The organism is Bifidobacterium olomucense (assembly GCF_012932375.1).
GTDB lineage: Bacteria > Actinomycetota > Actinomycetes > Actinomycetales > Bifidobacteriaceae > Bifidobacterium > Bifidobacterium olomucense.
In genome coordinates, this window is record NZ_JAAIIG010000003.1 from 322,028 (window position 1) to 343,648 (window position 21,621).

Consider the following 21,621-nt stretch of genomic DNA (forward strand, 5'->3'; position numbering starts at 1 on the left):
ATACGGACGGTGCCGGCGACTCCTCATACAACCTGTATGCGAGCTACCTATATTCTATGACCGCTAACGCACTTGTTCCTTTCAGGATAGAGGATACTCCCATCCGTTGGCCCCGTTTTTGTACACCAAATAACCGTCCGTTGATGGCACGTCCAACATGACCTTGCCTTCCGCCTTCACTCCCTGCCCGATGGTCCCAGGCAGTCTCTCATTGTCGGGAATGCAAGAGTAGACCGGCATATTATCAATCGTGCCGTCCAGATTGCCGTTCCATTGAGTTCCATCCTTTTCGATGTACGTCCACACAGCCGGGCTTCCCAACGCCAGTTGCCCGTACCGGGAATCAAATTCCGACGTGGTTTCCACCTCAATGTCGAGCATGACGAAATGTCCGTTAGAAGGTGTGGTGGACGCCCCCTCATAGGCGGGGGTGCATGGGGCGTCGATGATTATGTTCTTGACCGTCCATTGAGCTATGAGATCGCTGCTGCCCGCACTGGCTGATATGCCCGCCACATCCCCTATATGCTTGATCAGGTTCCCTCGACTACTGGTCTTCGGCTCCTCTTTTTGTTGGGGTTCTGCCTTCTCCGGTTTCTTGTAATCCTCGGCTGTTGCAGAACGTTGCTCGTTGTCGCGGATGACCATGCCAACGGTGATTGTCATTCCTACGGACAAAGCCACTACGACAACGGCGGCAATGATCAGCTGCCACCATTTCAATACCACGACGCCCTTGTCTCTGATAGGCGGCTGTTGCGGGATTGATGGTTGCTGCGGGTTGCTCATGGTGTTCTCCTTGTCTCTTCTTTGCGATCAGTCCAGTGTATCCGAGTTTCCGCGCGCCTGTTTGCGGTAAACGCTGTTTGGGTGAATAATCAGAGTCATGTAGTCGAACAAATGTTTGCCTCTTGCAGTGACGCGAGCCGCATCAGGATTACCGACCCGAACGATTGTTCGACTCATGGGATAAAAGAAAAGGGAGCGCGCCTCTTCCGCCAAGAATACGACGCACTCCCCCCAGCATTGCCCGATTCACCAGAAAGGAGAAAGGGACATGAACTAGTGTATATCGCCCCCCTTATCTTCAAGGCCGGCTCTTGCAGCGATATCTTCGGCGCGCGCAACAAGCTCTGACACTTTGATGTTCAGCGCCCCCGATATTTTGCGAAGCTGCTCGTAATCCACTGCGGACTTCAGAGTGAGAATCTTCCGAAGCGTTGTCAATGGAATACCTGACTCTTTCGCAAGAGCCGGAGTGCGGATACCTGCTTCTGCCTCAAACGCTTCAATCGCCCTTATCAAGGCAATCGAACTTGAGGTTATTTCTCTTTTATTAGTACCCATATGGGTTACAGTACTCCATTTCAGACAACAAAGCAAACCCAAATGGGTGACACGCCGCATTGCTAAGTAACCCATTTGGGTGATAAAGTGAGCCATATGAACAAGCAAGCAACATCCCAGAATCTTGGAGAAGCCATGAAGCGTCTCTTCAAAAAACAAGGCTTAAGCCAAGATGAAGTTTCTCTTGAGACAGGCATTCCGATCACCAGTCTCAGTCGAAAACTGAACAGTGGAATCTTCAAATATGAAGAGATGTGCTCCATTGCGAATTTGTTAAAGATGCCATTATCGCGCCTTATTGAGCTAGCCGAATGGCTCCAAGAGGGGAAGAGTTTTGACGCGTATCTCGCCGCTGAGGAGCAGTTACTTGATAACCAAAAGCATCCCCAGTAGAGAAGGTAGCGTGACGATGAACGCGAGAATCAACGAGCTTGAAGCCCGCGTCCACTACCTCGAAATGAAGGTCAGTCAATTGGAACTTGACTCGATTTCCACGAATCAGAGGATTTCGACTCCATCATCAATCAGGGATGTGGGTGAAGCTGAGGGGAGCGCCCGGAGTCCAGAAGAACTCCGATACACGTACACACGTGGAAGAAATGTCGCCTACGGACCGTTCGGGCCATCCGACGTAGCCGCCTCCACTGGCGGCGACACGATTCATCCGAACACGTAGCTCATTGTATTCATCATCCGGCAACGGGCCGAAGTCCTGCCCGTTGAAGTGAATCATCCAACTCATTAGTTTTTCACCTCCCTTCCAGAAAAGAGAACCAGCATGAACACCACAAATCGTAGCCCAGTCAAACAGCGGCTTATCTATATGGAGAAGGTGGCGTGAAGATGGACGTTGACTCTTATCGGCTGGCTCATGATGCCGATTATGCGGCATGGCTGGTTCAGGGAATCAAGAACGGTCACATCTACCGCCTGTATTTCCCTGACTCCGTTCCCGGTGTTGACCAGCTACTCGACATTAATCCGAATCTCATAGGCAGATTCACCTACGGAAACCCTATGCGCATGGAGGTCAATAAGGGGAACGCGGCTTACGTCACATTCCCCAGCGCACGGTTCATGGACAATCAACGCATCATCGATTGGCTGACCATGATTCAACAAGACGAGTTCACGACCTCACCTGCGGATACTGAACCGTCCAAGCTTGTCCTTCCCTGTTTGTCCCAGAAAGAATAAGCCCGGTGAACGAATTGCGAATGTTGGTGGCGCGGAACTTCACCCGAAGCGGTTTCCCGTCTGCGATGGTCTGATGCAAACCGTCCTTCACTACAAGGAACGGCAGCGAGACGCCATCATATGAGCTGATTTCATCCACGGTGAGCGACTGTCCACTGATGTTGGTCAGCTCCCATTCGTCTTGACCGGCGTAGACCGGTTGACTCCAATACTCCATTTAGTTTTTCACCTCCTCTCCTAACTGTTTGTTTCGCGTTATCCAGCTTACGGGGAGACGACATACACACGAAAAACCAGAAGAAAGGATCCGTCATGGTCTGGTTCATCATCTCCATCATCCTTGTGATCGTCGGAATAGGCATGTTCGCCGTAGCCGTCGCCGGCAATCGCGGCAAGGGGGCCGGGCTCGCCGCAATCCCCTTCGCGCTGGCGGTCCTGTTGATGATTCCGGCGTGCCTGTACTCGTTGGACGTGGGCGAAGTGGCGGTCATCCGCAACATGGGCGGCTCCGTCGCCGGCCATGCGGAGAACGCGGGATTCCACGGGAAATACCCTTGGCAGTCCGTCATCAAATACGATACGCGAAACAACCTCATCAACTTCTTCAAGGACACCGGCTACAAGTATCACGGCGGTTCGGCGGAAGGCAAGGAAGTCACCGTCAACGACAGGAGCGGCGCTTCGGCGGACATCGACATACAGGTCAACTATTCGCTGGACCCGTCCGCCGCAGAGATGCTGTACTCGGAGTACGGCAAGCAGACCACGTTCACGCAGAACTACATATCGAATGACCTGCGTTCCGTGGCGAGGGAAACTTCCGGCAGGTTCGACACGATCACGATGCTCACCGACCGTGGCAAGTACACGAAGGCCGTGCAGGATGCCCTGACCGCGAAATGGAAGGACATCGGCCTGACCGTCGAACAGGTCAGCGTGCAGGACATCCGCTACCCGAAGTCCATCACCGACAGCTATGCGCAGGCCCAAGCCGCCGAGGTCGCCAAACAGAAGGCCAAGAACGAGCAGGAGACCGCGAAGGTCGAGGCCGAAACGAAACGCATCAAGGCGCAGGGCGAGGCCGACGCGAACAAGGCGTTGAACGATTCCCTGACGGACAACGTGCTCAAGCAGCATTACATCGACGCATTGTCCAACGCGGACCAGCTGATCGTCACTCCCGACAGTGCGAGCACGCTCATTCAACCCAAGTGAGGAATCCCTTATGAACACGGTTGGACGTCACGTCTCCGGGTATCGCAAGCCCGAGCCTGACGCGCATGAGCGGCAGCTGGCTTTCAAGACCCTTTTATGGCTGATCGTGTTGATCGTCTGCCTGATCTGGGTGTTGACGCATTCGGGTTGCGCTCACCCATTGGGCAATGGGCTGGCTTCACTGGTGGGTTTCGGTTTCGTACCCATCCGCATTGTCTGCCTGTTGACGGCGGACAGTGAATAAGGACTTTCCGATTCGGCGTGGAAAACCGGTCGGGACAGCGGAAGGAACAACCGTAAACCCTCGTGATAACTGAACAGCAGAACTATTGGAATCACAGGGTGTTTGACCATACTCGGTTGATTTCATCCCCGGTTGGCGGGCATGGGATTTTTTTACCTTTCCTTGCCTGTGCCTGTCAGCCGGTTTGGGCGGTAGCAAGTTGCCCCCGGTACGCAGATCACACGGGTCATGACGTGTGGCAAACGTCGGGACTGAGGGTGCGATTCCCTCGCCGTCCACGCGCATAACTGAAAACCGTCATCGGAAGTCTCTCGAAAACACCGCATAGTAATCGGGTTTCGGCTGGCTTGTGAAACCGAGAGACGGAGTGCAAAGAAAAACCTATTCCCATATATAAGGAGTATTCCGATGACGAACCTCGATGATTACACCGTCAGCACCTTCGACCTGAAGTGCATGGAGGCCGACAAGCGGGCTTACGAGAGCAACATTGCAATGTTCGATGAATACGTCGAACTGTTGAAGCAAGCGGTTCACGGCGATGAGTTTGAAGCCATCGAACCATTATGCTCCGCTGTCGTCAACGTTGTCACACAACTCACTTCGCAAAACTATACGGGCCCTGAAGATGAAACGTTTGCGTTCATCCACAGCCGCAACAGCAAATCAGATTCCGAAAAGTAAGAGAAACCCCAGCTGGCACTGGGGTGAAAGAAAAATACTTCCACATTCAAGGATAAGCAATGGCAAGTACTTTGACAGTATCGGCACGGAACGTTGACGCGAGCCTCGACGCCGCTGCCGATAAACGGCAGATGGAGTTGGCTGTCAGCGACATGCTGGTGAACGCCTACGACTGGATTACCGAGGCTGTTAAGGCGACGAACACCGACCCTTTGCAAGCCAAGTCCATGCGCGCATACGTGTACACGATTGAGGAGGCCACGAAGCAACGTGACCTGTCGAAGTCGATTCAGTTGGATGCGCAGGAGATGGCGCGCCGCGCGGATTATGCGCTTGGCAAGGCCATTCGAGACGGACAAGCAAACGGAACCGTCACCAGCACTGGAACACAAATAAAAAGAGGGAATCAACATAAAAGTGGAGAACAACTTGATAAGGCGTTCTCCACAAGCAAGAAGATTTCCGCTTATGGCTTGTTTCCTAGCGGTGACGCTAAGACTCAAGCCTACGAGATGGTTGATAATGCTTCACCCGAAGAGTTCGACACTATTCTTGCCGAAGCGCACGCCGAAGGCAATCTGAGCCGTGCGAACGTTTCTCGTAAGGCGAAGTCGTTGCACACCGAGCCGGTCGATGAAGTCATCGACGTTGACCCTGCAACCGGCGAGATTCGTGAACCGCATTGTCCGAAACGGACCGTTGAAATCTTCAACACGATAATCGCCGGGGCGACGCCCAGCCTTTCCGTGTTGTCCCTCATCGATTGGAATCAGATTCCATCGGGCCAGGCCGTCGAATGGCATGCGCAATTGTCTGAGGCAATCAAATCGTTGCAATCCCTGAACAAAAGACTTTCAAAGGTGATGAAATGACACCGTACGAGTTGAAGTTGAGCCGAGAGTCACGGCAGAAAATCGACTATAAGAAGCGTGAAATCAACCGCACGTACAAGCATTACCGGATCAAGCTCGGTGACTGCGCCATAGACAGGGAAGCCCAACGCGAGGCCACGTCCCAGGCGGTCAAGGCTTTGGCGGATAGGTTCGATCCTGATCTGATGGGAACCATAACGGTTTCCCATCGTGACGGAACCTATTGGATTCTTGATGGCCAACATCGCTGTCTCGCGTTGAAGCTGGTTCTGGGTGACGATGCCGATGAATGGCCTATCGAGGCCGACGTGTACGAGGGGTTGACGGAGGAAGAGGAAGCCGAGATGTTCCTCAGCCTCAACAATACGAAAACCGTCAGCGCGTTCGACAAGTTCAAGGTTTCCGTCACTGCCGGACGCGAAGAGGAAAGCGACGTGAACCGTATCGTCCGCTCCCACGGTCTCAGGGTTTCCCAGAACGGCAAGCAGGGAAGCATCGGGGCCACCTCGGCTTTGATGAACGTGTACCGGCTGGGAGGACCGAAACTGTTATCCGCCACCCTGTACGTCATGTCTTCCGCATGGGAGTCAACCGTCTGGGATTCGTTCATCATCAAAGGCATGGCCCTGTTTCTCAACAGGTATGGGGACCGTGTTGACAAGGCCGCACTCATCAAGAAGATGTCCGCGCTGCCGATGGCGAACAAGTCGCTGAAGATAGCATCCGAACGCATTCGCCTATCTTCCGGCACGTCGAAGGATAAATCGTGCGCCGCCGCGATCACCGATGAGTACAACAAGGGGCGACGCGGAGTCAAATCGCTTGGTTCTTGGTTCAAGAATACAGGTAAGGAGGATTCCGATGCCTGATTTCAATAGGCTGCTTGATCTGCTCAGGGACTTGTTCGACACGGTTTTCCCCGATGAGGATTCCGCCATGAGGTTTCTTGGCGTCGGCCGTGACTACTTCCGTCAATATTACAAGCCGTACTGCGGTTTCAAACAGGGCAACAGCATGACGTTTAGGAAAAGCGAACTGTTGGAGCGTCGTGAACAACTGCGTCATGAGGCGGGTGGTGTTCGCGGCTAGGTTGCTTACCCCCAGGGATGTGCGTTGCAGGACGTTCACGGCTTACGCGAGTTTCTTTCGTCCTGACGCGTATGACGCGGATGAGGTGGACGAGTTCATGGATGAGGCGGAGACCACGATAACGGTTCTTTGCCGGGAGATTCTGGAATTGAGAAGGCAGGTGGCTTGTGGCTGAGATTTTGCAGATGAGCGACGCGGAGTATTTCGCGGATGACGCCATCGACCAGACTGCGTTGAAGAAGTATCTGATCAGTCCGAAGGCTTACGCGCAATATGTGACCGGCGAACACCAGTCTTCCCCGGTGTTGGAGTTCGGGAAGGCGGCGCACAGTCTGATACTAGGCTCCGGCCCCACGGTGTTGGTGAAGCCGAACCGTCGTACGAAGGAGGGCCGGGCCGAATGGGAGAAGCTGACCGGGGAACATGCGGGCGAGGATGTCGTCTGGGTGTCCCCCGACGATCATACGGCTTTGCAAGCCATGCGGTCTGAGTGCTCGTATTTCTCCACTCTGCCGGGCAAACCGGAGATGGCGTTGTTCGCGGACGACCAGATCACCGGTTTGGCGTTGAAGGGCAAGGCGGATTGGCTTCCCACGGACCCTGACGTGGATGGCGTGTACAGGATTCGTGACTACAAGACCACGGTGAAAAGCCCGGTGGATTTCACGAAGAGCGCGTGGATGTACGGGTATCACATTCAGGCCGCGTTCTACATGCGTCTCTACCGTGCCACCGGTTACACGGGGCCTCTTGGTTTCGAGTTCGTCGTGCAGGAGAAGAACCCGCCCTACGACTGGATGCTGTGGCGTTTGGATGAGGATGCGCCGGAGATCGATGTCGCCAACCAGCAGATCAACCTGGCTTTGAAGGGCATCAGCTGGTTCCGCGAGCATATGGATGACCCGTTGGATGCGATGGCCTCGTACGGGTTGGACCATAATCCGCAGCCCATCCGATTCCCTGATTGGAAATTACTGGATTTGGAGGAGGAGATTGACTCATGGCGGTAGTGAAGAAGAACGCCAAAGGCGGACGCGGCACGTACGCGGACTTGGCTTCTCTCATGGCCTATGTGGACGAGACGCTGCATGTGAAGGTCAGGTTCACGACCGTATACCTGCATGACATGTTGCATCAGGCGACTCAGATTCAGGTTGGTGACCAGTGGAGTGATCCGATCTGTCCGATTCCCGTGGAGACCGGGGACGGCAAGGGGTTGAGCGTCATGCAGCAGTTGGGTTCCGCTTTGACCTATGCGCGTCGTTACTCGTTGTGTGGCGCGTTGGGTATCGCCACCACTGACGACGACGGCCAGACCTCGGGTTACAGGAAGCGTTCGTTGGAGTCCATGACCGATGAACAGCAGCAGCGCATCGACCAGATATTGGAGACGATGAGGATTCCTCCCCGTCAGGAGTCCGCGTTCATCAGCGGCATTCTGCAACGCAACGTCACGTATGGCACGTTGACGGAATTACAGGCGAGACAGTTCATCGAAGCGTACGACAACCGCAATAGGAAGAAGGAGGTTCAGGAATGAGCCAGAAATATGAGGAAGTCCCGTTGGAACAGGCTCGTGTGGGCTTGTGGGTGAAGTTCATGCTCACCGAGGACATCATCGACGATGAGGGGAACGTGGGATTATGCAAGGGCGTGCAACAGTTCGGTACGCTCAAGCGGCCTGATTTCGGGGATGATGCGTTCGGTGACATCGCGAACCTGTTGACCTCCGTCGTGTATGACGAGAAGCCGTTGGGTATCGAGGTGGATGGGGATGTGTGGCCGTTCATCTACCGTCTGGACGGCAAGGTGAAAGTGGACCGTCGCGTCACCGGTCTGCATGTGTATCAGGTTGAGCCTGAAAAGGAACCCGAGTCTGAAGCGCCGGAACCGTTGAACGATATGGCCACTCGTATTGAGGACGTGCAACCGGGTGACATTCTCTCGCTTGGCTGGAAGACGTTCACAGCGAACGGAATCGTGGAACGTATCGAAAAGGCGTCGTTCGACGGCGGCTTGTTCAACGTGTGGTTCGAGCATGTCAAGGAGCCTTATCTGGCTGGCGAGAACAATTTCGAAGTGCGTTCCTGCTACCGCCCGAAATATGAGCTGCCGTCCGAGCCTGGCTTCTACAAGGCGGATACGGGCAGTGTGTGGAAGTTTGACGGCGACCTGTGGACGCCGGTTCTCGACCATGACGGCAATCTGGCCCCGGCGAAACCGATGCCGGTACGCAATCCGAGGAACTTCCGTAAGGACAGCATCAAAAAGCATCGTTTCCCGTTTACGGAGGTGCGGTTTGACGTTCAGTAGGAAGAAGGACTGCATGTGCGACAGGTGCAATAACGGCGGCGGTGCGGGCGTCTGCCCGGATTGCGGGCGTACGGATTGCGCGAAGGCCTTGTCGCACACGTTCATGTGCAACAAGCTGGCGGCGGAGAAGCACAGGATGAAAAGGAGGATTATCTGATGGCGTTCCAATCGGTCGTGGTGGGCAACATTTCGAAGGATATCGAGTTGAAGACCACGCAGAACGGCAAGCAGTACGCGAATTTCACCGTGATCAACAACACTCGCGTGAAGAACAAGCAGACCGGTAACTATGAGGACAGTGAAGCGGACACCACGTTCGTGAACTGCAAGGTGTGGGATGATCTGGCGGCTCATGTGGCGCAATCCCTGGGCAAGGGCATGAGGGTCGTGGTCGTGGGCTCCATGCGTTCGCACTCGTATCAGGGCAGTGACGGGAACACACATCGTTCGCTCGACATGAACGTCGAGGAGATCGGCGTCTCGTTGAGGTTCGCTACCGTGCAGGTGCAGAAGGCCCAGAAGCAGCAGGGTTTCCAACCGAACCAGTATCAGCAGTCGTATGGGGTGCCGAACTATCAGCAGCAGTGGGCACCGCAGCCGAATACCGTGCAGCAGACTCCCCAGCCACAGCCGCAGCAGCAGCCGCAGCAGCCGGCTGGTGATCCTTGGGCTGGTGGTGGTTATGACAGTGGCCCGGACAGCTTCTAACCCGTCCCGCCATGTATGCGACTTGGTGGATGAGCGTGACGAATACCGGTGTGTTCGTTGCGGCAGACCGTCTCATTGGGCTGGCTTCTCGCGTCATCACCGGCATTTGAGGAGCCACCCGTATCCACGGTTGCATGAGGCAAGCAATCTGATTCTCCTGTGCGGAAGCGGCAGCGCCGAGGGCTGTCACCTGTGGGTGCATACCCATCAGACTGAGGCGAAACAGTACGGGTGGATCGTCAGTGGTTTCGATGATCACCCGGAACTGGTGCCGATCCTTACCAGACTGCATGGCTGGGTGTTGTTGGACGACATGGGAGGTTGGACGCGATGCGCGAACCCTTCGACCTGTTGATCGACGTGTTTGTTCTCAACGCCTCGTTCAGAAGCGAATTGTTGAGAACGGACCCTGTGATGTTCTGGCGGCTGCTGGAAGCGGTCCCATATCTACAGGAGCGTGATTCTGATGGTTGATTTCGATGCGATGACCGATGCGCAGTTCATCGAGCACTGCCGCAACGGCGGGGATACGACGGGTGTCATCTACAAGCGTCCGCCCCGATGCGACTGGTGTGGGAGCACGGTTCGTGTGGACCGTACCGCCACGTGCCGGAATTGTCGGGTGAGGATGCGACGGCGTGAGGATCCGGAGTTCGCCCAGCATTTGCGTGACGTGACGAACGCACGGAATGCGAGGAACCGGGAGAAAGTGAATCGGAAGGCGCGTCAATGGGCTAGAAAGCATCCGGCGAAGACTCGTGCGATTGCCCGCAACTGGTATTTCCTCCACCGTGAGGAGTCCGCCGCCTACCACAAGAAGTACATGGCCGAACATCCCGAGAAGAAGGCCTTGTATTTGGAGAATCAACGACGCAAACGACAGGAATCAAAGGAGAAAACCGATGAGTGAACCATCCTGGAAAGGCAAGACCTGCAAGGAACTGGAAGGGTTGCGGGTGAAGGTCACGTTCGTGAGCGGAGCCACGTTAGATGGCATTCTTCACGCGGATGGGCACATCTATTATTCCAGCAACTATGCGGCTTTTCGTCCGTTCAAACTGAAAAGCAGGGACTACAGACTGATAGTGGGTTTGGCCGACGTTGTGAAATCCGTTGAACTGTTGGACGACCCCGAGTATGAGCGCATCGACAGTTTCGAAGATGTGCGTAAGGGTGACATTTTCGTGTCCAAAACAGGCAACAAATATCCGGTGTTCGATGCGACGTTTGGCATGTTGAAAGGCCAGACCCCTGAACGCAACGACTTCTGCTCGTGCCTGAACCCATATTGGTTCGCCTATGCGCTGCGCCGGAAACCTCAATTGCCAGATAAGCCCGGCCTGTGGGAAGACAAGAACGGTGATGTGTGGGTGTATGCAGACAACTCATTCTCGATGCGGTGCATCGGCGGACATTTCACCACTGGCGCACGCGAGTGGACTATCAGGGGCACCGTCCGCATGGTCGATCATTCTCAAGACCTTGCCCCGTTCCGCCCATACAAGCTGGAGGGCGATGAATGAGTGAACCGAAACTCACCGAGAACATGATCGCCACCGCCGTCACGTCCATGCTGTGCAACGCATGCGGCTGTCAGCCGCTCGAAGCGCTCGACACATGGGATGGGTGGCTTGTGGAGCATGACCGGAAGACGTGGGAGCAAGGCCATCAGGCGGGAATCATCCAAAGCGTCACCGGAATACCCGCAGACAACCCGTACAGAAAGGAGGAATCTTGAGTCAGGCGAAGAAAGGTCCGTTGTTGCCTTTGGCCCGTCAGGGTGAGGCGATATTCACGAACATCTGGCTGAAGGAACGGTTGGGCCGTCCCCTGTATGCGGCCGAAGCGCAGACGTTCGGCCGTATGTGCTTGGACGAATGGCGGTACCGGTTCGGCAATCGGATGCCGTACACGATGCGCGTGGGCGAGGATTCCAGCCAACGCACCGTGTACCTGCCGGAGGATATCCCCCTGTTGGTGAAGGCGTTCGACAGGTATGTGAAATCGAAATCCTACAGGCGTGTGCAAGCCGAATTGGAGGAACACCATGACCAGTGAGCGTAGGAAGGAGATGGTGCGTACTTGGCATGAGCGCGGCATTGATTCCGAGACGATATGCCGTCTGTTGGGTTTGAGCGCGGATGAGGTGACGGCCATCATCTTCAGCAAATCCGAGCCGGAGAAACGGTCCGAACCGGAGTTCACTGAACCGACATTGTTCGGAGATGACTAGTGGATTGGCGGGATAAGGCCGAATGCAGGGACATGGACCCGGATTTGTTTTTTCCGAAGACGGTGAAGGAGTTCGGTCTGGTGGTCGGCGTCTGTATGGAATGCCCGGTCAAACTCCAATGCCTCAAGTATGCGGAGACCCGTGACCGGCTCGACGATTACCCGTTGACGGGAGTTTGGGGCGGCAGGGATTTCAGCAAGCGTTGGCATGAACGGTACAGGAGCAAGCATAGGAGGAAGCAGTGAGGCCTGTTGACTGGTCGGAGTCGCCACCGGAATACGAGTATTGCCCGGAATGCGGCGGAATCATGAACGTGTGGGGTGAGTGCATGGATTGGCGTTCGCACACTGACCCCACGGAATCCTACAGAGATGAGGATTAAATGACATTAGACAAGAATCTGACGTTCGGGGAGATTCTCGAACAACGTCCCCTCAATGATATCCCCTATGAGGCGTTCGTGCGCGGCAAGGCGGCTCAACAGGATGCGACCATGCCGACCCTGTTCGATCTTGAGGGTTTGGACTAGTCATGCGGTTGACTATCGAGATTCCGAACGAGTCTTGGTTTTCCAGTAATTCGCGCGGGCATTGGGCGGTGAAGAAGCGTTGCACTGATGCCGTGTTTGCCCGCGCCTACTGGATAGGCCAACAGCAGCGCACGTTAAGGAAACTGTCTAAGCCCGTGTTCGCCAAATGTCATGTGACCGTGTATGTGGCGTATCCGCCTCATGCGGGCGGGCGCAAGGATCCGGGCAATAGCGAGCCGATGGTCAAAGCGGCCATCGACGCACTCACCAAGGCCGGCTACTGGGTCGATGACGATTCGACGCATGTAATCGGCCCGGATTACCGGCTGGCCGATCACAGGAGCCGGCCGGGATGGCATGAACTGGTATTCGACTTGGAGGAGATATGAAGGTTGACAAAGTGATCATCACGCACACCGTGTTCAAGCCGAAGGTTCCTTGGCGCGTGTACTGGAATCTGGGGTGGATGGTCTGGTGTGCCACGTTCATGGGCGTGCACATCGGCACCGAGCATTGGCTGAGTGCCGGATTCCAATGCTTCTGCTGCTGTTTGTTCCTGTATATGACCGTTCAGGAGTGGCGGCGTTGCACGCATCATACGGACACGTACACGTATGAGGTTCCCTCCCCCGACAGTAAGGAGAACCAATGAGCGTGCGTAAACAGCCCGGCAGGGGCGTCGCGTTTTCGGTGTACTGCGATGCCGTGGACTGCAAGGAGGAGTTTCTTATCATCGCTGACAGGTTGCAAGGCAATGATGTGGTGGCGATCACCGGCATCTGGTGGAGCGACGGCGAACTGTATTGGCGGTGTTGCGACGTGCTGGATGCGGTGGATTACGCAGTTGACCAAGGCTGGCAGGAAGGCACTACCGGCATCCAACGCGGCCACATCTACTGTCCCAAGCATAAGGAGGAGTCATGAGCTACTACCTGTACATGGATCCGCAGGAGAAACGCCACGAGTGTCCTGACCCAAAGTGCCCCGAGCATACTTATTCGGCTGTCATGCATTGCGCGTGCGGCAAATGGTATGTCGTGAACGGTTATCTTCCATGCTCTATAGGCGTTTGGAAGCATCGCCCGGCTTGGTGGGTGCGATTGTTCTACCGTGAGGCGTTCGACAAGCTGGAGCACGATGACACCGATATCGTCTACATGGAGGAATCATGAAAGGCCGTTCAGCCTATACCCGGTTGACTGACATGCAAAAGGAAATCCTGTACCGGCTGATTAGTGAGGGTGTTCTTTCCGCGAGGCAGATAGCGGAACAGGCTGGTTGTGCGATTAATCAGGTGTATACGTATCGGCACAAGATGAAGTCCGGTGAGGAGCACCGTTTGACGGATATCAGTTGTCTGGTATTACGAGAACGCGTCTCGTATATCCCGGAGATAACCGTGGTGAATCCCGATGATGTCAACGGTCGTTCGTTTCTCGCGTCGGACACCAGTTTCGACTGTTCACGATGTGGTTTTCCGATGATGGCCGGCTGGTTCACGTTCAAAGACAAATACACGGCCATACCGAACTTCAACTACTGCCCCAATTGCGGCGGTCTTATCGACAAAACGGAGGAATCATGAGCGTCAAACCGTTGCCTTGCCCGTATTGCGGGGAAATGCCGTTGATCAGCCGTTGGCGGTTCCGTCGCATGCGTCCGAAATATTGCGCCTACCATCCGCCCAGGATGCTGCCGCCCCAATGCCTTGGATTGGATGACTACAACGAGATATCAAACGACGTGTACAGCGTGTCCGAAGCGATTCTGGATTGGAACCATTGGGCGGTATGCGCCCGGCAGAGGGAGGGATTCGACCCTTGGACAAACTTCTAGACACGTTGATTCGCGAGGCCGAACGGTGTCGCAAGGCCTACGAGAACTGCCCCCTGTGACGAGAACGCCTACCGGTTGAAACGAGCCGAGATCAAACTCAACGCGGAACGAGTGCGGAGGATGATGCCATGACCCAACGGGGCGATGACGTGAAGCTCATGAAATGGTTGGCCACCAAAGGGTATTCCGTGGTCAGGTCGGCCGGTACAGGGCATTGGAAAATCTACTAAGACGAGAATCTGATGGCCGTCACGTCCGGCACTCCCTCGGATTGGCGGAGCAGACACAATTTCCTAAAAGACCTACGGAGGCGAACATGCTTGGAGTAAGACAACCCGACCCGAGACTCTGCTGCCCCATGTGCGGGAGACCGGGCGTCATGCGGGAGCACGTCAACCGGAACTTCGCCGGCGATGGCGAAAGCATCTACAGGATGACATGTCCTTCCGGGCATATCAGCACGAACTGGAAAGTTCAACCCGGATACGCGTACCGGGATTGGCTTGACCTTATCGGCTTGACGGAAACACGATTGAAGGAGCATAGGCAATGAGCGTCATCGGATTATTCTGGTTCGTTCTCGGTGCCTTGTTCATCATCGTGGGGTCACGTGTGACCTACATGTGGTTGAGGAAGAACATGATGCCGAACGACAGTCTGGAAGACCGGCTGATGGGAATGTTCATCGCAATCGCATGCCCGACAGTGGGCCTGCTGATCGCGTTCGCCATCTACCAGATTTTCATGATGATGGTGTTCCCCTCTTCAATGCAATGACCTATTGGCAAACCGCCCGCACTCTTATATATAAGGTGCGGGCTTCATTATCGGAGCTTCAAAATGGCAAACACCGAAGAAATGAGAATCTTCGCCAAGTTCTCAGCGGATTTATGGTCGAACGAGAAATTCTGTCTCTTTGCGGACAGGAATCCTCGTGCCGCTATCGTATGGATTAAATCGATTACGTTCGCGGCTTGCAAGAAAACCGATGGTTTCATCGGAGAGTACGCGATGCGTCATGCGCTTGGCGCGTCCAAGCGCGACATTCGGCTTTTGGTAGAGAATAATTTCCTCGAAGCCGGGGAAAACGGTTGGATTATTCACGATTATCTGTCTTCCCAGTTCGCAAGCTCCAAGATTGACGAGATGGCGGAACGGCGTCGTGAAGCCGCTCGCAGGGCTGGTATCGCTTCCGCGAGGGCGCGTGCTGAGAAAAATTCCGTTGAAAACCGTTCAACGGACGTTGCAACGGACGTTCAACGCACGTTCAACGAACCGTTGAACGGAAATCCAACGAACGTTCAACGCCAAGTCAACGGTATGGGCAACGATTTTTCAACGGAAAACCAACTAGATATAGATATAGATAATATTAATTATTCTTTTACTCCCCCCACCCCCTCACGACCCGATTTCGACAAGCTGGCCGATGACCTCGAAGCCATCTACCCGGTGAACCGTTTCGACGGGAAGACCTCGCAGACCCGGTTCCAGTTGGAAGCCGATTGGCCGAAGATCGTCAAGGCCGCTGGAGGCTTAGACCCGGTGGAGTTTCTTCTGGGCAAGGTCAGGGATTACGTTGCGGCCACGGACGCCCAGTACGTGAAGACGTTCAGCCGGTTCCTCGGCGGCGAACTGTACACGCGCAACTGGGAGAAGCCCAAACCGTCGAAGCCAACCCCCCGGCCCAACGGTCCGGTGAAGTCGCGCAGCCAGCAGAATCTCGAAGCGAACATGGCGAACACGTGGAAGTACATGACGCCGGAAGAGCGCGCGAAATTCCAGAACGGAGGTGTTTTCGATGCTCAGCAAGGGTGAAGCCGCCGCCGTTTTGAGCATCATCATGGGCCATCACGGGAACGCGCAATGGAACGATTTGCAGTTGGAATCGTTCTGGAGCGAACTGCTGCCGAACATGACGCAGCAGGAGGCTTTGGAGGCCGTTCGACGTTTCTACCGGGCGAACGATTCCGGGCGCTGGTGCGGTTCCGGTGATGTGAACGCGATGGTGCGCAGGATTCGCAACGAACGCAAACCTTCCGAGGCTCAGATCGGCCGGGAATGCGAGGCTCAGGGTTTGACCGGGGACGCGGCATGGCTGTATCGGCGTCAGCGCATGTTGGGCCGTCAGCCGGATGATGCGTCGCGTATCGTGGCCGGTTCCCGTGACCCGCTGCAATTGCCGCCCGCTAAATCCCGGAAGCGGCGTGAGGGCGGGGGCTTCATCGGCGGCTTGGGTTTGGGTGATGTTCTGGGCTGAACACGCCGGCGTTTCTTGCGCGGATGCGGGCTGGCTTGTGGTTTGATTGGAATTGTTCACAAGCCAGCCGAGACCCCGGAAAGGGTTGAGGTTGGTTTCCTGCATCCAAAATCGCATCTGCCGTTACCCGTCCTGTTGGCGTGAAATCGTCGTTGACGCGCCCACCATGGTCGTCGAGGTTGCAGGGCTCACGAATCCGAGCCTCCTGTGCGCCTTCCACGAGAAGCAGCTCACGACGGACTTCCAATGGCTCAGGTCGAGCCTTCCCGACCTGGAAGCCTACCGGTTGAACCGCGCGTACGGGCACAAGACGGGTGGCGGCGGCAATTCCGGCACGGCCCCCGCACCGTTGCGCGAGAGCCTGTCTGACCTGCTGTATGCGAACGATGATCTGGGATATCCGGGATTGCAGGGCACGTTCTACGAGTGGGCTCGCACGTTGAAACTCAACCTCCCCCCGACCGCGAAGCCCATGGACTTGGTGGAACGCATCAGCCAGCATCCCCATCTGACCGAACACGCGGCCACGCCCGTGTACGCGCAACTCACGCACATGCTGGTCAACCGGCTGAAACGGTTCATGGCGGACGACGGGGACGCGATTCTGCTCGGCCCTTGCGAGGCCATCGGCTGCGACGGCACCATGACCACCACGAACGGGGATAAGACCGCACGCTGTTCGAAATGCGGGATGCGCATGCCGGTGGCGATCATCCGCGCCCAGCTCGTGCAAGCCGTGCTCAGCAGTGAGGCCGCGTACACGCAAGCCGGCTTGCTGGCGAAGGCCGGGGAGATCGGCGTGAAGGTCAACAAAAGCACATTGCGCTCGTGGATTCACCGTGGGCAGCTCCCCCAAGCGGGCGAGAACGAGGAAAGCCAACCCGTGTACCGGTTCGCGGACCTGTACCGGTTGGCGACCGGTTTGACCGGCACGCCGGACATCTGGCAGATCATCAACAACTCCAAGGAAGGAACACAGCAATGAGCCAGCAGATTCAAAACATCCCATTCCACGGCGACACCATCGAAGCCGTCATGAGCGAAGGCAAATGGTTCGCCTCGCTGAGGCGCATGTGCGAAAACCTCGGGGTCGCGTATGCGGCGCAATACGTGAAGCTGAAAGAGAAGCCGTGGGCAACTATTTCGATTATCGAAACGGTTGGCGCGGACGGCAAGAGTCGCGAAATGACGATGATTGACCGCCGTACCATGACCATGTGGCTCGCCGGCATCAACGCAAGCAAGGTGCGCGAAGACCTTCGCCCGAAAATCGAAGCCTACCAGTGCGAAGCCGCCGACGTGCTCGACCGGTATTTCAACGAGGATGCTACCTCGATCATGGTCAAGGCTCTCATGACTCCGGCCGCAGTTGCCAAGCTGCTCACCGCATATGACAACCAAATGAAAGAGAACGCCCGGCTTGTCGTGCGTAACGCGGAACTGGAGCCGAAGGCCAAGGCGTTGGACGATTTCACCGAGACAGGTGAAGCCATGACCTTGCGTGACGCGGCCAGTCTCCTGTGCAACATGGGTTGCGAGATCAAGGAAAGCGAACTGCGCCAGTGGATGCTCTCCCACAATTGGATTTACCGCAAGGGCAAGGCGTACAAGGCGTATCACGACAGGCTCGCCGCGAAGCATCTCAAATACTCGCACTCCCAACGTCTCGGCCAGCATCGCGACGGCACCATGTTCGAGTTCGAACCGACCGTGTACGTCACCCGTCGCGGGCTTACGCTGCTGCATCAGCGTCTCAGCACGGAACGTCTGAACCTGACATTGGACGAAGCCAACCGCGTCAAGCCCGGCGACTTCCAGCCTATGCTTCTCTCCCCCAACACAGTCAACCCCATCGCATGAAAGGAACCAACATGGGAACCTCAGAAGCCGAAGAAATCGACCTGCCGTCCTACCTCGGCATCAGCGCAGTGGAAGCACACCTCGTGCATCCCGCAGACAACGAAGGCAAGCATACGCACGTCGTCGCCCACGATATTACGATCATGCCGCAGATCGGCGTCATGTTCCACGAGGCCGAATGGGACGGAGACCCGGATTACGGGCGCGAGACCCCGAGCACGATCATCGTACCGTTCCACAATATCGCCGCCATCCGTGACGTGGAGACCGTGACCATCGGCGCGGAAGACCTCGATGATTGGAAGAACCGTCTGGTGACGGAGCACAACGAGCTGTTGGCCCGCTACATGAAGCTTGCCGGCATCCTCGACCTCGAAAGCGAGGATGGCGAAGACGTGCTCGCCGGCCAACGTGGACTCATGGAACAGCAGAGGGACCTCATGCGCGCCTATCTGCGCGTACTGGAGCAGCGCGCCATGAAGGCCGGATTGAGCTTCAAGGGGAACGCATGAACGTCAAAATCGATTTCGGGGGCTTCAATCTCCTGTGCATGCTGTTGGGCGTCCTGTTCCTCGGATTGAAGCTCGCCCATGTCATCGAATGGTCGTGGTGGCTGGTGCTGCTGCCCTTATACCTGCCGTTTGTTGTCTTCCTTGTTGCCGTCGCCGCCCTCTTTATCCTTCATCTCTTCAAAGATCGGAGCAATCAGTGAATTATTCTCTGCCGAACATTCCCGGCCATGTGACCGGCAAGAAAGCCACATTGTCCATCAACAACGGGGAAACCGTTGTAAGCGGCGTCATCAGCGACATCATCCTGAGCAGCCGCAAACAGGAGGAATCGGAGTTGACAGTGAATTTCGATGGCGGCTGCGTCAGCGCCTACGTGTGCGAAAGCACGCCGCACGAACTGGAAGTGGAGGAATAAATGGCGAAACTCACCGCGAAGAAACGCAAGAGGCTCAAGTCCAGCACATTCGCCTTACCGGGGGAACGCAAGTATCCGCTGACCGACGCCAGCCACGCACGTAACGCGCTGGCACGAGTGGCCCAGCATGGCACAGCCGTCGAGAAACGCAAGGTGCGCGCAGCAGTGCACAAGAAGTATCCAAGCATCCAGATCAGCGGCATGAAGAAGAAGCGGAGGAAGAAGTGAGCAGGAAGATTCGTATCGGCTGGGAAGATATGCAGCCCGGCGACCTGATTCACGTCAAAGGCAGCAACAACACATACGTGTACAAGCATATGATGATGCAATGCCCCGATTACGCGGTAGTAGACTCGGAAAAGACCAAGGCGTCATATTTTGTCTTTGGCGCAGATAATCCTCGGAATATTACCGCGTTCCACACGATCTGCCGCGATAATTTCGATTACGCGACCCGCCCGGCTCCCAAGAAGCCGCGATTGCAGGAGCCGTCAAAACCTGGCGAATATTGGGTGCAAGTGGCTTATGACTTAGGCGCGGATGACGGTCATAGATTGATGTGGGCCAAGCTTATCAAACGCGCCCGCATGATCGCGGAAGAATGGCGCAAGGAAGGCCCTTGGATGTCCGTAAGTCAGAATTTCTTCCCTACCGAGTGGACCAGCTGGGAGAACATTCTCGAACATAATCATGTGGTTCAGGTTCTATCCGCCGAAGAATACTACACGCGCAAGGCAGCAGGCGAACTGTGAACCCCGAGACCCATACCAGAACAAGGAACCCATGATGATTACTGCGAGTGAAAGCAACGCTCTGACGGACGCGCTGCCTGTCGCCTTGTTCCTCATACTGTTCGGCCTCATCATCCTTATCGAATCCACGAGAAAGCATTAGCATGCAACTGTTCACTAGCGATGGTTTCCAACCACCGGAACCAGATTATTCCAAGCCTCTCGGCACCGTCAGCGAGCCGGAAGCCGCTGATACGCCGGAAGCAACCTATAAGACGGTCGATATCCCCATCGCAAACGTGGAATGCAATCCTGCCACGATCAGGAAGATTTTCGGCATCCCGACCGAACAGCCCGTATATGAGCTGCGCTTAGTCAAGCCGAACGGCTTTGGAATCGCATACCCGTGCACCATCGAGATCGACAAGAACGGAGACCCGTCTTTCGTCCACTGTCCCGGCAAGACACCCAATGCCGGAATCATCGTCATCGATTTGAAGGAAGACCAATGAGACGTGAGTTTATCATCGACGGCGGCATTGCCACTGAAGAGTTCCCCTTCGGGTCGATGCTGTGCCGTTTTTCGTCCACGAATGGCGGCCATGTGGGTATTCGAGTGTGCAGACGATGCAAGATTAACCCATGCCAATGCAGGATGGCCGATAGGAAGCTGATGTGCACAGTCAAACGTAAGCCAGTCCCCTATTGTTCGGAAACCATGCTGGAGAACCTAAGGAAACAAGATATCAGCCGGCTTCAATCGGGAAACCCTGATTAGACCATCTCGAAAGCATGGAAGCACATCAATCAACGTGATCGAAACGAGGAAACATGAGACGTGACATGGATTTTGTACGCCATATCCTCCAAGTGTGCGAGGAATCCGATAACCCGGTCAATGCCAGTGTGTTCGTGGACAACGAGCACCCATTGAAACTCGTATTGCACCATTACCGGATAATGGCTCAAGCCGACTTGGTGGACGCCGCATTCAACGGCACATGGAACGGTGGCACCATGCGCGCCACCATCAACGAACTGACATGGCAAGGCCACGAGTTCCTTGACGCTACACGTTCGGATACCTTATGGACTAAAACCAAGCAGAAGGTCGGCGCAACCTTGGGCACCGTATCGTTCGCCACGCTGTCCCATCTTGCCGAAACACTTGCGGACAAGGCGTTAGGCATTTGAAAACCATGCTTAGACCATCTCGAAACCGTGTGAAACACGGTAATCAACGTGTCTCACACGGTTTGAGTGAACCTACATGCGATTGATAGAATCGAACCCACCGTAATCTGATTGTTTTACTCGAACTGCGCGGCCAGTTCCTTTGTCCGGTCCCTGCCGCTGAAATAACGGGAATGCGTATGCATCACCGAATCCAACGAATCAGAACCGATTAAGGCAACTTCCCAATCGGTTCCGACTTTGGCGGAATCACGCAAATACGCCGGGTCATTGCCCGCATCTAGATATCCGTTGGGGCCGTCATAAACCTTGACACAACGGTCCCCAGTCTTCCGGTTGTACCGGATAATGACACCCACCATCATGGTTCCTTTCCTATTGA

Annotated in this window: 41 protein-coding genes and 1 pseudogene; 37 read left to right on the plus strand and 5 right to left on the minus strand. The window is 55.5% G+C overall.

Features of this window, described 5'->3' with window-relative positions; all coding sequences use genetic code 11:
* Nucleotides 1–81: 81 nt before the first annotated feature.
* Together G1C97_RS05160 and G1C97_RS05165 are read right to left on the minus strand one after the other, a co-directional pair.
* Nucleotides 82–789 carry a hypothetical protein gene (locus tag G1C97_RS05160; RefSeq protein ID WP_169240834.1) on the minus strand — a complete coding sequence of 236 codons (708 nt, stop codon included), beginning with the start codon at nt 787–789 and terminating at the stop codon, nt 82–84.
* Between the two features lie 273 nt (nt 790–1,062).
* Complete coding sequence (locus G1C97_RS05165; RefSeq protein ID WP_169240835.1) at nt 1,063–1,347, minus strand: helix-turn-helix domain-containing protein; 285 nt, start codon at nt 1,345–1,347, stop codon at nt 1,063–1,065.
* 96 nt (nt 1,348–1,443) lie between these two features.
* Here G1C97_RS05165 and G1C97_RS05170 point away from each other — a divergent pair, with 96 nt between their 5' ends.
* Entirely contained in the window at nt 1,444–1,740 is a 297-nt protein-coding gene (locus G1C97_RS05170; protein ID WP_169240836.1) for a helix-turn-helix transcriptional regulator, read from the plus strand.
* 127 nt (nt 1,741–1,867) lie between these two features.
* Here the strand turns inward: G1C97_RS05170 and G1C97_RS05175 are convergent, their stop codons facing one another.
* The gene (locus G1C97_RS05175; RefSeq protein ID WP_169240837.1) at nt 1,868–2,080 is read right to left on the minus strand and encodes a hypothetical protein; all 213 of its coding nucleotides are present in this window, start codon (nt 2,078–2,080) and stop codon (nt 1,868–1,870) included.
* A gap of 396 nt (nt 2,081–2,476) precedes the next feature.
* Complete coding sequence (locus G1C97_RS05180; RefSeq protein ID WP_169240838.1) at nt 2,477–2,761, minus strand: hypothetical protein; 285 nt, start codon at nt 2,759–2,761, stop codon at nt 2,477–2,479.
* 95 nt (nt 2,762–2,856) lie between these two features.
* On the opposite strand from G1C97_RS05180, the gene G1C97_RS05185 reads away from it, so the two are divergent.
* The 36 genes and pseudogenes from G1C97_RS05185 (at nt 2,857) to G1C97_RS05355 (ending at nt 21,239) form a co-directional block, all read left to right on the plus strand.
* Complete coding sequence (locus G1C97_RS05185; RefSeq protein ID WP_169240839.1) at nt 2,857–3,759, plus strand: prohibitin family protein; 903 nt, start codon at nt 2,857–2,859, stop codon at nt 3,757–3,759.
* A 10-nt stretch (nt 3,760–3,769) separates the two neighbouring features.
* Nucleotides 3,770–4,003, plus strand: a complete 234-nt coding sequence (locus tag G1C97_RS05190; protein WP_169240840.1) for a hypothetical protein — start codon at nt 3,770–3,772, stop codon at nt 4,001–4,003.
* 408 nt (nt 4,004–4,411) lie between these two features.
* Nucleotides 4,412–4,687, plus strand: coding sequence for a hypothetical protein (locus G1C97_RS05195; RefSeq protein ID WP_169240841.1), 276 nt, complete (start codon nt 4,412–4,414; stop codon nt 4,685–4,687).
* Nucleotides 4,688–4,818: 131 nt separating this feature from the next.
* Entirely contained in the window at nt 4,819–5,559 is a 741-nt protein-coding gene (locus G1C97_RS05200; RefSeq protein WP_169240842.1) for a hypothetical protein, read from the plus strand.
* The gene (locus G1C97_RS05205) at nt 5,556–6,428 is read left to right on the plus strand and encodes a DUF6551 family protein (RefSeq protein ID WP_169240843.1); all 873 of its coding nucleotides are present in this window, start codon (nt 5,556–5,558) and stop codon (nt 6,426–6,428) included. Before G1C97_RS05200 ends, G1C97_RS05205 begins: the two co-directional genes overlap by 4 nt.
* Nucleotides 6,421–6,648 (plus strand): hypothetical protein, encoded by a 228-nt coding sequence (locus G1C97_RS05210; protein ID WP_169240844.1) that lies wholly within the window; start codon nt 6,421–6,423, stop codon nt 6,646–6,648. Before G1C97_RS05205 ends, G1C97_RS05210 begins: the two co-directional genes overlap by 8 nt.
* 167 nt (nt 6,649–6,815) lie before the next feature.
* Nucleotides 6,816–7,658 (plus strand): PD-(D/E)XK nuclease family protein, encoded by an 843-nt coding sequence (locus tag G1C97_RS05215; RefSeq protein WP_335341328.1) that lies wholly within the window; start codon nt 6,816–6,818, stop codon nt 7,656–7,658.
* Complete coding sequence (locus G1C97_RS05220; protein WP_169240845.1) at nt 7,649–8,188, plus strand: ERF family protein; 540 nt, start codon at nt 7,649–7,651, stop codon at nt 8,186–8,188. The genes G1C97_RS05215 and G1C97_RS05220 overlap by 10 nt, the downstream gene beginning before the upstream one ends.
* Nucleotides 8,185–8,961: a hypothetical protein gene (locus G1C97_RS05225; protein WP_169240846.1), complete on the plus strand. Its 777-nt coding sequence runs from the start codon at nt 8,185–8,187 to the stop codon at nt 8,959–8,961. Before G1C97_RS05220 ends, G1C97_RS05225 begins: the two co-directional genes overlap by 4 nt.
* 156 nt (nt 8,962–9,117) lie before the next feature.
* On the plus strand, nt 9,118–9,669 hold the full coding sequence (gene ssb / locus G1C97_RS05230) for a single-stranded DNA-binding protein (protein WP_169240847.1): 552 nt from the start codon (nt 9,118–9,120) through the stop codon (nt 9,667–9,669).
* A gap of 466 nt (nt 9,670–10,135) precedes the next feature.
* On the plus strand, nt 10,136–10,579 hold the full coding sequence (locus G1C97_RS05235; protein WP_169240848.1) for a hypothetical protein: 444 nt from the start codon (nt 10,136–10,138) through the stop codon (nt 10,577–10,579).
* Nucleotides 10,572–11,192 (plus strand): hypothetical protein, encoded by a 621-nt coding sequence (locus tag G1C97_RS05240; protein ID WP_169240849.1) that lies wholly within the window; start codon nt 10,572–10,574, stop codon nt 11,190–11,192. Before G1C97_RS05235 ends, G1C97_RS05240 begins: the two co-directional genes overlap by 8 nt.
* On the plus strand, nt 11,189–11,407 hold the full coding sequence (locus tag G1C97_RS05245) for a hypothetical protein (protein WP_169240850.1): 219 nt from the start codon (nt 11,189–11,191) through the stop codon (nt 11,405–11,407). Before G1C97_RS05240 ends, G1C97_RS05245 begins: the two co-directional genes overlap by 4 nt.
* Nucleotides 11,404–11,727: a hypothetical protein gene (locus G1C97_RS05250; RefSeq protein ID WP_169240851.1), complete on the plus strand. Its 324-nt coding sequence runs from the start codon at nt 11,404–11,406 to the stop codon at nt 11,725–11,727. Before G1C97_RS05245 ends, G1C97_RS05250 begins: the two co-directional genes overlap by 4 nt.
* Entirely contained in the window at nt 11,717–11,902 is a 186-nt protein-coding gene (locus tag G1C97_RS05255) for a hypothetical protein (RefSeq protein WP_169240852.1), read from the plus strand. Before G1C97_RS05250 ends, G1C97_RS05255 begins: the two co-directional genes overlap by 11 nt.
* Nucleotides 11,902–12,147 (plus strand): WhiB family transcriptional regulator, encoded by a 246-nt coding sequence (locus G1C97_RS05260; protein ID WP_335341329.1) that lies wholly within the window; start codon nt 11,902–11,904, stop codon nt 12,145–12,147. Before G1C97_RS05255 ends, G1C97_RS05260 begins: the two co-directional genes overlap by 1 nt.
* Nucleotides 12,148–12,284: 137 nt before the next feature.
* Nucleotides 12,285–12,431: a hypothetical protein gene (locus G1C97_RS05265; RefSeq protein ID WP_169240853.1), complete on the plus strand. Its 147-nt coding sequence runs from the start codon at nt 12,285–12,287 to the stop codon at nt 12,429–12,431.
* Nucleotides 12,432–12,433: 2 nt separating this feature from the next.
* Nucleotides 12,434–12,820, plus strand: a complete 387-nt coding sequence (locus tag G1C97_RS05270; RefSeq protein WP_169240854.1) for a RusA family crossover junction endodeoxyribonuclease — start codon at nt 12,434–12,436, stop codon at nt 12,818–12,820.
* Nucleotides 12,817–13,083, plus strand: coding sequence for a hypothetical protein (locus G1C97_RS05275; protein WP_169240855.1), 267 nt, complete (start codon nt 12,817–12,819; stop codon nt 13,081–13,083). Before G1C97_RS05270 ends, G1C97_RS05275 begins: the two co-directional genes overlap by 4 nt.
* On the plus strand, nt 13,080–13,355 hold the full coding sequence (locus G1C97_RS05280; protein WP_169240856.1) for a hypothetical protein: 276 nt from the start codon (nt 13,080–13,082) through the stop codon (nt 13,353–13,355). Before G1C97_RS05275 ends, G1C97_RS05280 begins: the two co-directional genes overlap by 4 nt.
* Nucleotides 13,352–13,603, plus strand: coding sequence for a hypothetical protein (locus G1C97_RS05285; RefSeq protein ID WP_169240857.1), 252 nt, complete (start codon nt 13,352–13,354; stop codon nt 13,601–13,603). Before G1C97_RS05280 ends, G1C97_RS05285 begins: the two co-directional genes overlap by 4 nt.
* Entirely contained in the window at nt 13,600–14,016 is a 417-nt protein-coding gene (locus tag G1C97_RS05290; protein ID WP_169240858.1) for a helix-turn-helix domain-containing protein, read from the plus strand. The genes G1C97_RS05285 and G1C97_RS05290 overlap by 4 nt, the downstream gene beginning before the upstream one ends.
* Nucleotides 14,013–14,267 carry a hypothetical protein gene (locus G1C97_RS05295; protein ID WP_169240859.1) on the plus strand — a complete coding sequence of 85 codons (255 nt, stop codon included), beginning with the start codon at nt 14,013–14,015 and terminating at the stop codon, nt 14,265–14,267. The genes G1C97_RS05290 and G1C97_RS05295 overlap by 4 nt, the downstream gene beginning before the upstream one ends.
* A gap of 549 nt (nt 14,268–14,816) precedes the next feature.
* Nucleotides 14,817–15,044, plus strand: a complete 228-nt coding sequence (locus G1C97_RS05300; RefSeq protein ID WP_169240860.1) for a hypothetical protein — start codon at nt 14,817–14,819, stop codon at nt 15,042–15,044.
* A 63-nt stretch (nt 15,045–15,107) separates the two neighbouring features.
* On the plus strand, nt 15,108–16,085 hold the full coding sequence (locus G1C97_RS05305; protein WP_169240861.1) for a hypothetical protein: 978 nt from the start codon (nt 15,108–15,110) through the stop codon (nt 16,083–16,085).
* The gene (locus G1C97_RS05310) at nt 16,069–16,527 is read left to right on the plus strand and encodes a hypothetical protein (RefSeq protein WP_169240862.1); all 459 of its coding nucleotides are present in this window, start codon (nt 16,069–16,071) and stop codon (nt 16,525–16,527) included. The genes G1C97_RS05305 and G1C97_RS05310 overlap by 17 nt, the downstream gene beginning before the upstream one ends.
* Nucleotides 16,528–16,671 (plus strand): annotated as a pseudogene (locus G1C97_RS12490) (twin-arginine translocation signal domain-containing protein); the annotation flags it as partial.
* Nucleotides 16,672–16,693: 22 nt separating this feature from the next.
* Nucleotides 16,694–17,512 carry a hypothetical protein gene (locus tag G1C97_RS05315; protein WP_240951015.1) on the plus strand — a complete coding sequence of 273 codons (819 nt, stop codon included), beginning with the start codon at nt 16,694–16,696 and terminating at the stop codon, nt 17,510–17,512.
* A complete protein-coding gene (locus tag G1C97_RS05320) occupies nt 17,509–18,387 on the plus strand; it encodes a phage antirepressor N-terminal domain-containing protein (RefSeq protein ID WP_169240864.1) in 879 nt (292 codons plus the stop codon). The genes G1C97_RS05315 and G1C97_RS05320 overlap by 4 nt, the downstream gene beginning before the upstream one ends.
* A gap of 11 nt (nt 18,388–18,398) precedes the next feature.
* On the plus strand, nt 18,399–18,899 hold the full coding sequence (locus tag G1C97_RS05325) for a crAss001_48 related protein (protein WP_169240865.1): 501 nt from the start codon (nt 18,399–18,401) through the stop codon (nt 18,897–18,899).
* The gene (locus tag G1C97_RS05330) at nt 18,896–19,099 is read left to right on the plus strand and encodes a hypothetical protein (RefSeq protein ID WP_169240605.1); all 204 of its coding nucleotides are present in this window, start codon (nt 18,896–18,898) and stop codon (nt 19,097–19,099) included. The genes G1C97_RS05325 and G1C97_RS05330 overlap by 4 nt, the downstream gene beginning before the upstream one ends.
* Nucleotides 19,096–19,314, plus strand: coding sequence for a hypothetical protein (locus tag G1C97_RS05335; RefSeq protein ID WP_169240866.1), 219 nt, complete (start codon nt 19,096–19,098; stop codon nt 19,312–19,314). Before G1C97_RS05330 ends, G1C97_RS05335 begins: the two co-directional genes overlap by 4 nt.
* The gene (locus G1C97_RS05340; RefSeq protein ID WP_169240867.1) at nt 19,315–19,542 is read left to right on the plus strand and encodes a DUF6582 domain-containing protein; all 228 of its coding nucleotides are present in this window, start codon (nt 19,315–19,317) and stop codon (nt 19,540–19,542) included.
* The gene (locus tag G1C97_RS05345) at nt 19,539–20,066 is read left to right on the plus strand and encodes a hypothetical protein (protein ID WP_169240868.1); all 528 of its coding nucleotides are present in this window, start codon (nt 19,539–19,541) and stop codon (nt 20,064–20,066) included. The genes G1C97_RS05340 and G1C97_RS05345 overlap by 4 nt, the downstream gene beginning before the upstream one ends.
* 143 nt (nt 20,067–20,209) lie before the next feature.
* On the plus strand, nt 20,210–20,557 hold the full coding sequence (locus tag G1C97_RS05350) for a hypothetical protein (protein ID WP_169240869.1): 348 nt from the start codon (nt 20,210–20,212) through the stop codon (nt 20,555–20,557).
* Nucleotides 20,558–20,876: 319 nt separating this feature from the next.
* Nucleotides 20,877–21,239, plus strand: coding sequence for a DUF2513 domain-containing protein (locus G1C97_RS05355; RefSeq protein WP_169240870.1), 363 nt, complete (start codon nt 20,877–20,879; stop codon nt 21,237–21,239).
* A gap of 116 nt (nt 21,240–21,355) precedes the next feature.
* Here G1C97_RS05355 and G1C97_RS05360 read toward each other — a convergent pair whose 3' ends face one another.
* On the minus strand, nt 21,356–21,604 hold the full coding sequence (locus tag G1C97_RS05360) for a hypothetical protein (protein ID WP_169240871.1): 249 nt from the start codon (nt 21,602–21,604) through the stop codon (nt 21,356–21,358).
* Nucleotides 21,605–21,621 lie beyond the last annotated feature (17 nt).

Excerpts from the sequence above, each read along its gene's own strand:
- G1C97_RS05190 (WP_169240840.1), top strand. The coding sequence starts at position 3,770 with ATGAACACGGTTGGACGTCACGTCTCCGGGTATCGCAAGCCCGAGCCT.
- G1C97_RS05355 (WP_169240870.1), top strand. The coding sequence starts at position 20,877 with ATGAGACGTGACATGGATTTTGTACGCCATATCCTCCAAGTGTGCGAG.
- G1C97_RS05175 (WP_169240837.1), bottom strand. The coding sequence starts at position 2,080 with ATGATTCACTTCAACGGGCAGGACTTCGGCCCGTTGCCGGATGATGAA.
- G1C97_RS05235 (WP_169240848.1), top strand. The coding sequence starts at position 10,136 with ATGGTTGATTTCGATGCGATGACCGATGCGCAGTTCATCGAGCACTGC.
- G1C97_RS05275 (WP_169240855.1), top strand. The coding sequence starts at position 12,817 with ATGAAGGTTGACAAAGTGATCATCACGCACACCGTGTTCAAGCCGAAG.
- G1C97_RS05290 (WP_169240858.1), top strand. The coding sequence starts at position 13,600 with ATGAAAGGCCGTTCAGCCTATACCCGGTTGACTGACATGCAAAAGGAA.
- G1C97_RS05240 (WP_169240849.1), top strand. The coding sequence starts at position 10,572 with ATGAGTGAACCATCCTGGAAAGGCAAGACCTGCAAGGAACTGGAAGGG.
- G1C97_RS05270 (WP_169240854.1), top strand. The coding sequence starts at position 12,434 with ATGCGGTTGACTATCGAGATTCCGAACGAGTCTTGGTTTTCCAGTAAT.
- G1C97_RS05170 (WP_169240836.1), top strand. The coding sequence starts at position 1,444 with ATGAACAAGCAAGCAACATCCCAGAATCTTGGAGAAGCCATGAAGCGT.
- G1C97_RS05180 (WP_169240838.1), bottom strand. The coding sequence starts at position 2,761 with ATGGAGTATTGGAGTCAACCGGTCTACGCCGGTCAAGACGAATGGGAG.
- G1C97_RS05315 (WP_240951015.1), top strand. The coding sequence starts at position 16,694 with ATGGTCGTCGAGGTTGCAGGGCTCACGAATCCGAGCCTCCTGTGCGCC.
- G1C97_RS05350 (WP_169240869.1), top strand. The coding sequence starts at position 20,210 with ATGCAACTGTTCACTAGCGATGGTTTCCAACCACCGGAACCAGATTAT.
- G1C97_RS05285 (WP_169240857.1), top strand. The coding sequence starts at position 13,352 with ATGAGCTACTACCTGTACATGGATCCGCAGGAGAAACGCCACGAGTGT.
- G1C97_RS05165 (WP_169240835.1), bottom strand. The coding sequence starts at position 1,347 with ATGGGTACTAATAAAAGAGAAATAACCTCAAGTTCGATTGCCTTGATA.
- G1C97_RS05195 (WP_169240841.1), top strand. The coding sequence starts at position 4,412 with ATGACGAACCTCGATGATTACACCGTCAGCACCTTCGACCTGAAGTGC.
- G1C97_RS05255 (WP_169240852.1), top strand. The coding sequence starts at position 11,717 with ATGACCAGTGAGCGTAGGAAGGAGATGGTGCGTACTTGGCATGAGCGC.
- G1C97_RS05185 (WP_169240839.1), top strand. The coding sequence starts at position 2,857 with ATGGTCTGGTTCATCATCTCCATCATCCTTGTGATCGTCGGAATAGGC.
- G1C97_RS05310 (WP_169240862.1), top strand. The coding sequence starts at position 16,069 with ATGCTCAGCAAGGGTGAAGCCGCCGCCGTTTTGAGCATCATCATGGGC.
- G1C97_RS05340 (WP_169240867.1), top strand. The coding sequence starts at position 19,315 with ATGGCGAAACTCACCGCGAAGAAACGCAAGAGGCTCAAGTCCAGCACA.
- G1C97_RS05225 (WP_169240846.1), top strand. The coding sequence starts at position 8,185 with ATGAGCCAGAAATATGAGGAAGTCCCGTTGGAACAGGCTCGTGTGGGC.
- G1C97_RS05280 (WP_169240856.1), top strand. The coding sequence starts at position 13,080 with ATGAGCGTGCGTAAACAGCCCGGCAGGGGCGTCGCGTTTTCGGTGTAC.
- G1C97_RS05265 (WP_169240853.1), top strand. The coding sequence starts at position 12,285 with ATGACATTAGACAAGAATCTGACGTTCGGGGAGATTCTCGAACAACGT.
- G1C97_RS05320 (WP_169240864.1), top strand. The coding sequence starts at position 17,509 with ATGAGCCAGCAGATTCAAAACATCCCATTCCACGGCGACACCATCGAA.
- G1C97_RS05300 (WP_169240860.1), top strand. The coding sequence starts at position 14,817 with ATGAGCGTCATCGGATTATTCTGGTTCGTTCTCGGTGCCTTGTTCATC.
- ssb (WP_169240847.1), top strand. The coding sequence starts at position 9,118 with ATGGCGTTCCAATCGGTCGTGGTGGGCAACATTTCGAAGGATATCGAG.
- G1C97_RS05295 (WP_169240859.1), top strand. The coding sequence starts at position 14,013 with ATGAGCGTCAAACCGTTGCCTTGCCCGTATTGCGGGGAAATGCCGTTG.
- G1C97_RS05305 (WP_169240861.1), top strand. The coding sequence starts at position 15,108 with ATGGCAAACACCGAAGAAATGAGAATCTTCGCCAAGTTCTCAGCGGAT.
- G1C97_RS05245 (WP_169240850.1), top strand. The coding sequence starts at position 11,189 with ATGAGTGAACCGAAACTCACCGAGAACATGATCGCCACCGCCGTCACG.
- G1C97_RS05160 (WP_169240834.1), bottom strand. The coding sequence starts at position 789 with ATGAGCAACCCGCAGCAACCATCAATCCCGCAACAGCCGCCTATCAGA.
- G1C97_RS05205 (WP_169240843.1), top strand. The coding sequence starts at position 5,556 with ATGACACCGTACGAGTTGAAGTTGAGCCGAGAGTCACGGCAGAAAATC.
- G1C97_RS05360 (WP_169240871.1), bottom strand. The coding sequence starts at position 21,604 with ATGATGGTGGGTGTCATTATCCGGTACAACCGGAAGACTGGGGACCGT.
- G1C97_RS05220 (WP_169240845.1), top strand. The coding sequence starts at position 7,649 with ATGGCGGTAGTGAAGAAGAACGCCAAAGGCGGACGCGGCACGTACGCG.
- G1C97_RS05325 (WP_169240865.1), top strand. The coding sequence starts at position 18,399 with ATGGGAACCTCAGAAGCCGAAGAAATCGACCTGCCGTCCTACCTCGGC.
- G1C97_RS05330 (WP_169240605.1), top strand. The coding sequence starts at position 18,896 with ATGAACGTCAAAATCGATTTCGGGGGCTTCAATCTCCTGTGCATGCTG.
- G1C97_RS05200 (WP_169240842.1), top strand. The coding sequence starts at position 4,819 with ATGGAGTTGGCTGTCAGCGACATGCTGGTGAACGCCTACGACTGGATT.
- G1C97_RS05210 (WP_169240844.1), top strand. The coding sequence starts at position 6,421 with ATGCCTGATTTCAATAGGCTGCTTGATCTGCTCAGGGACTTGTTCGAC.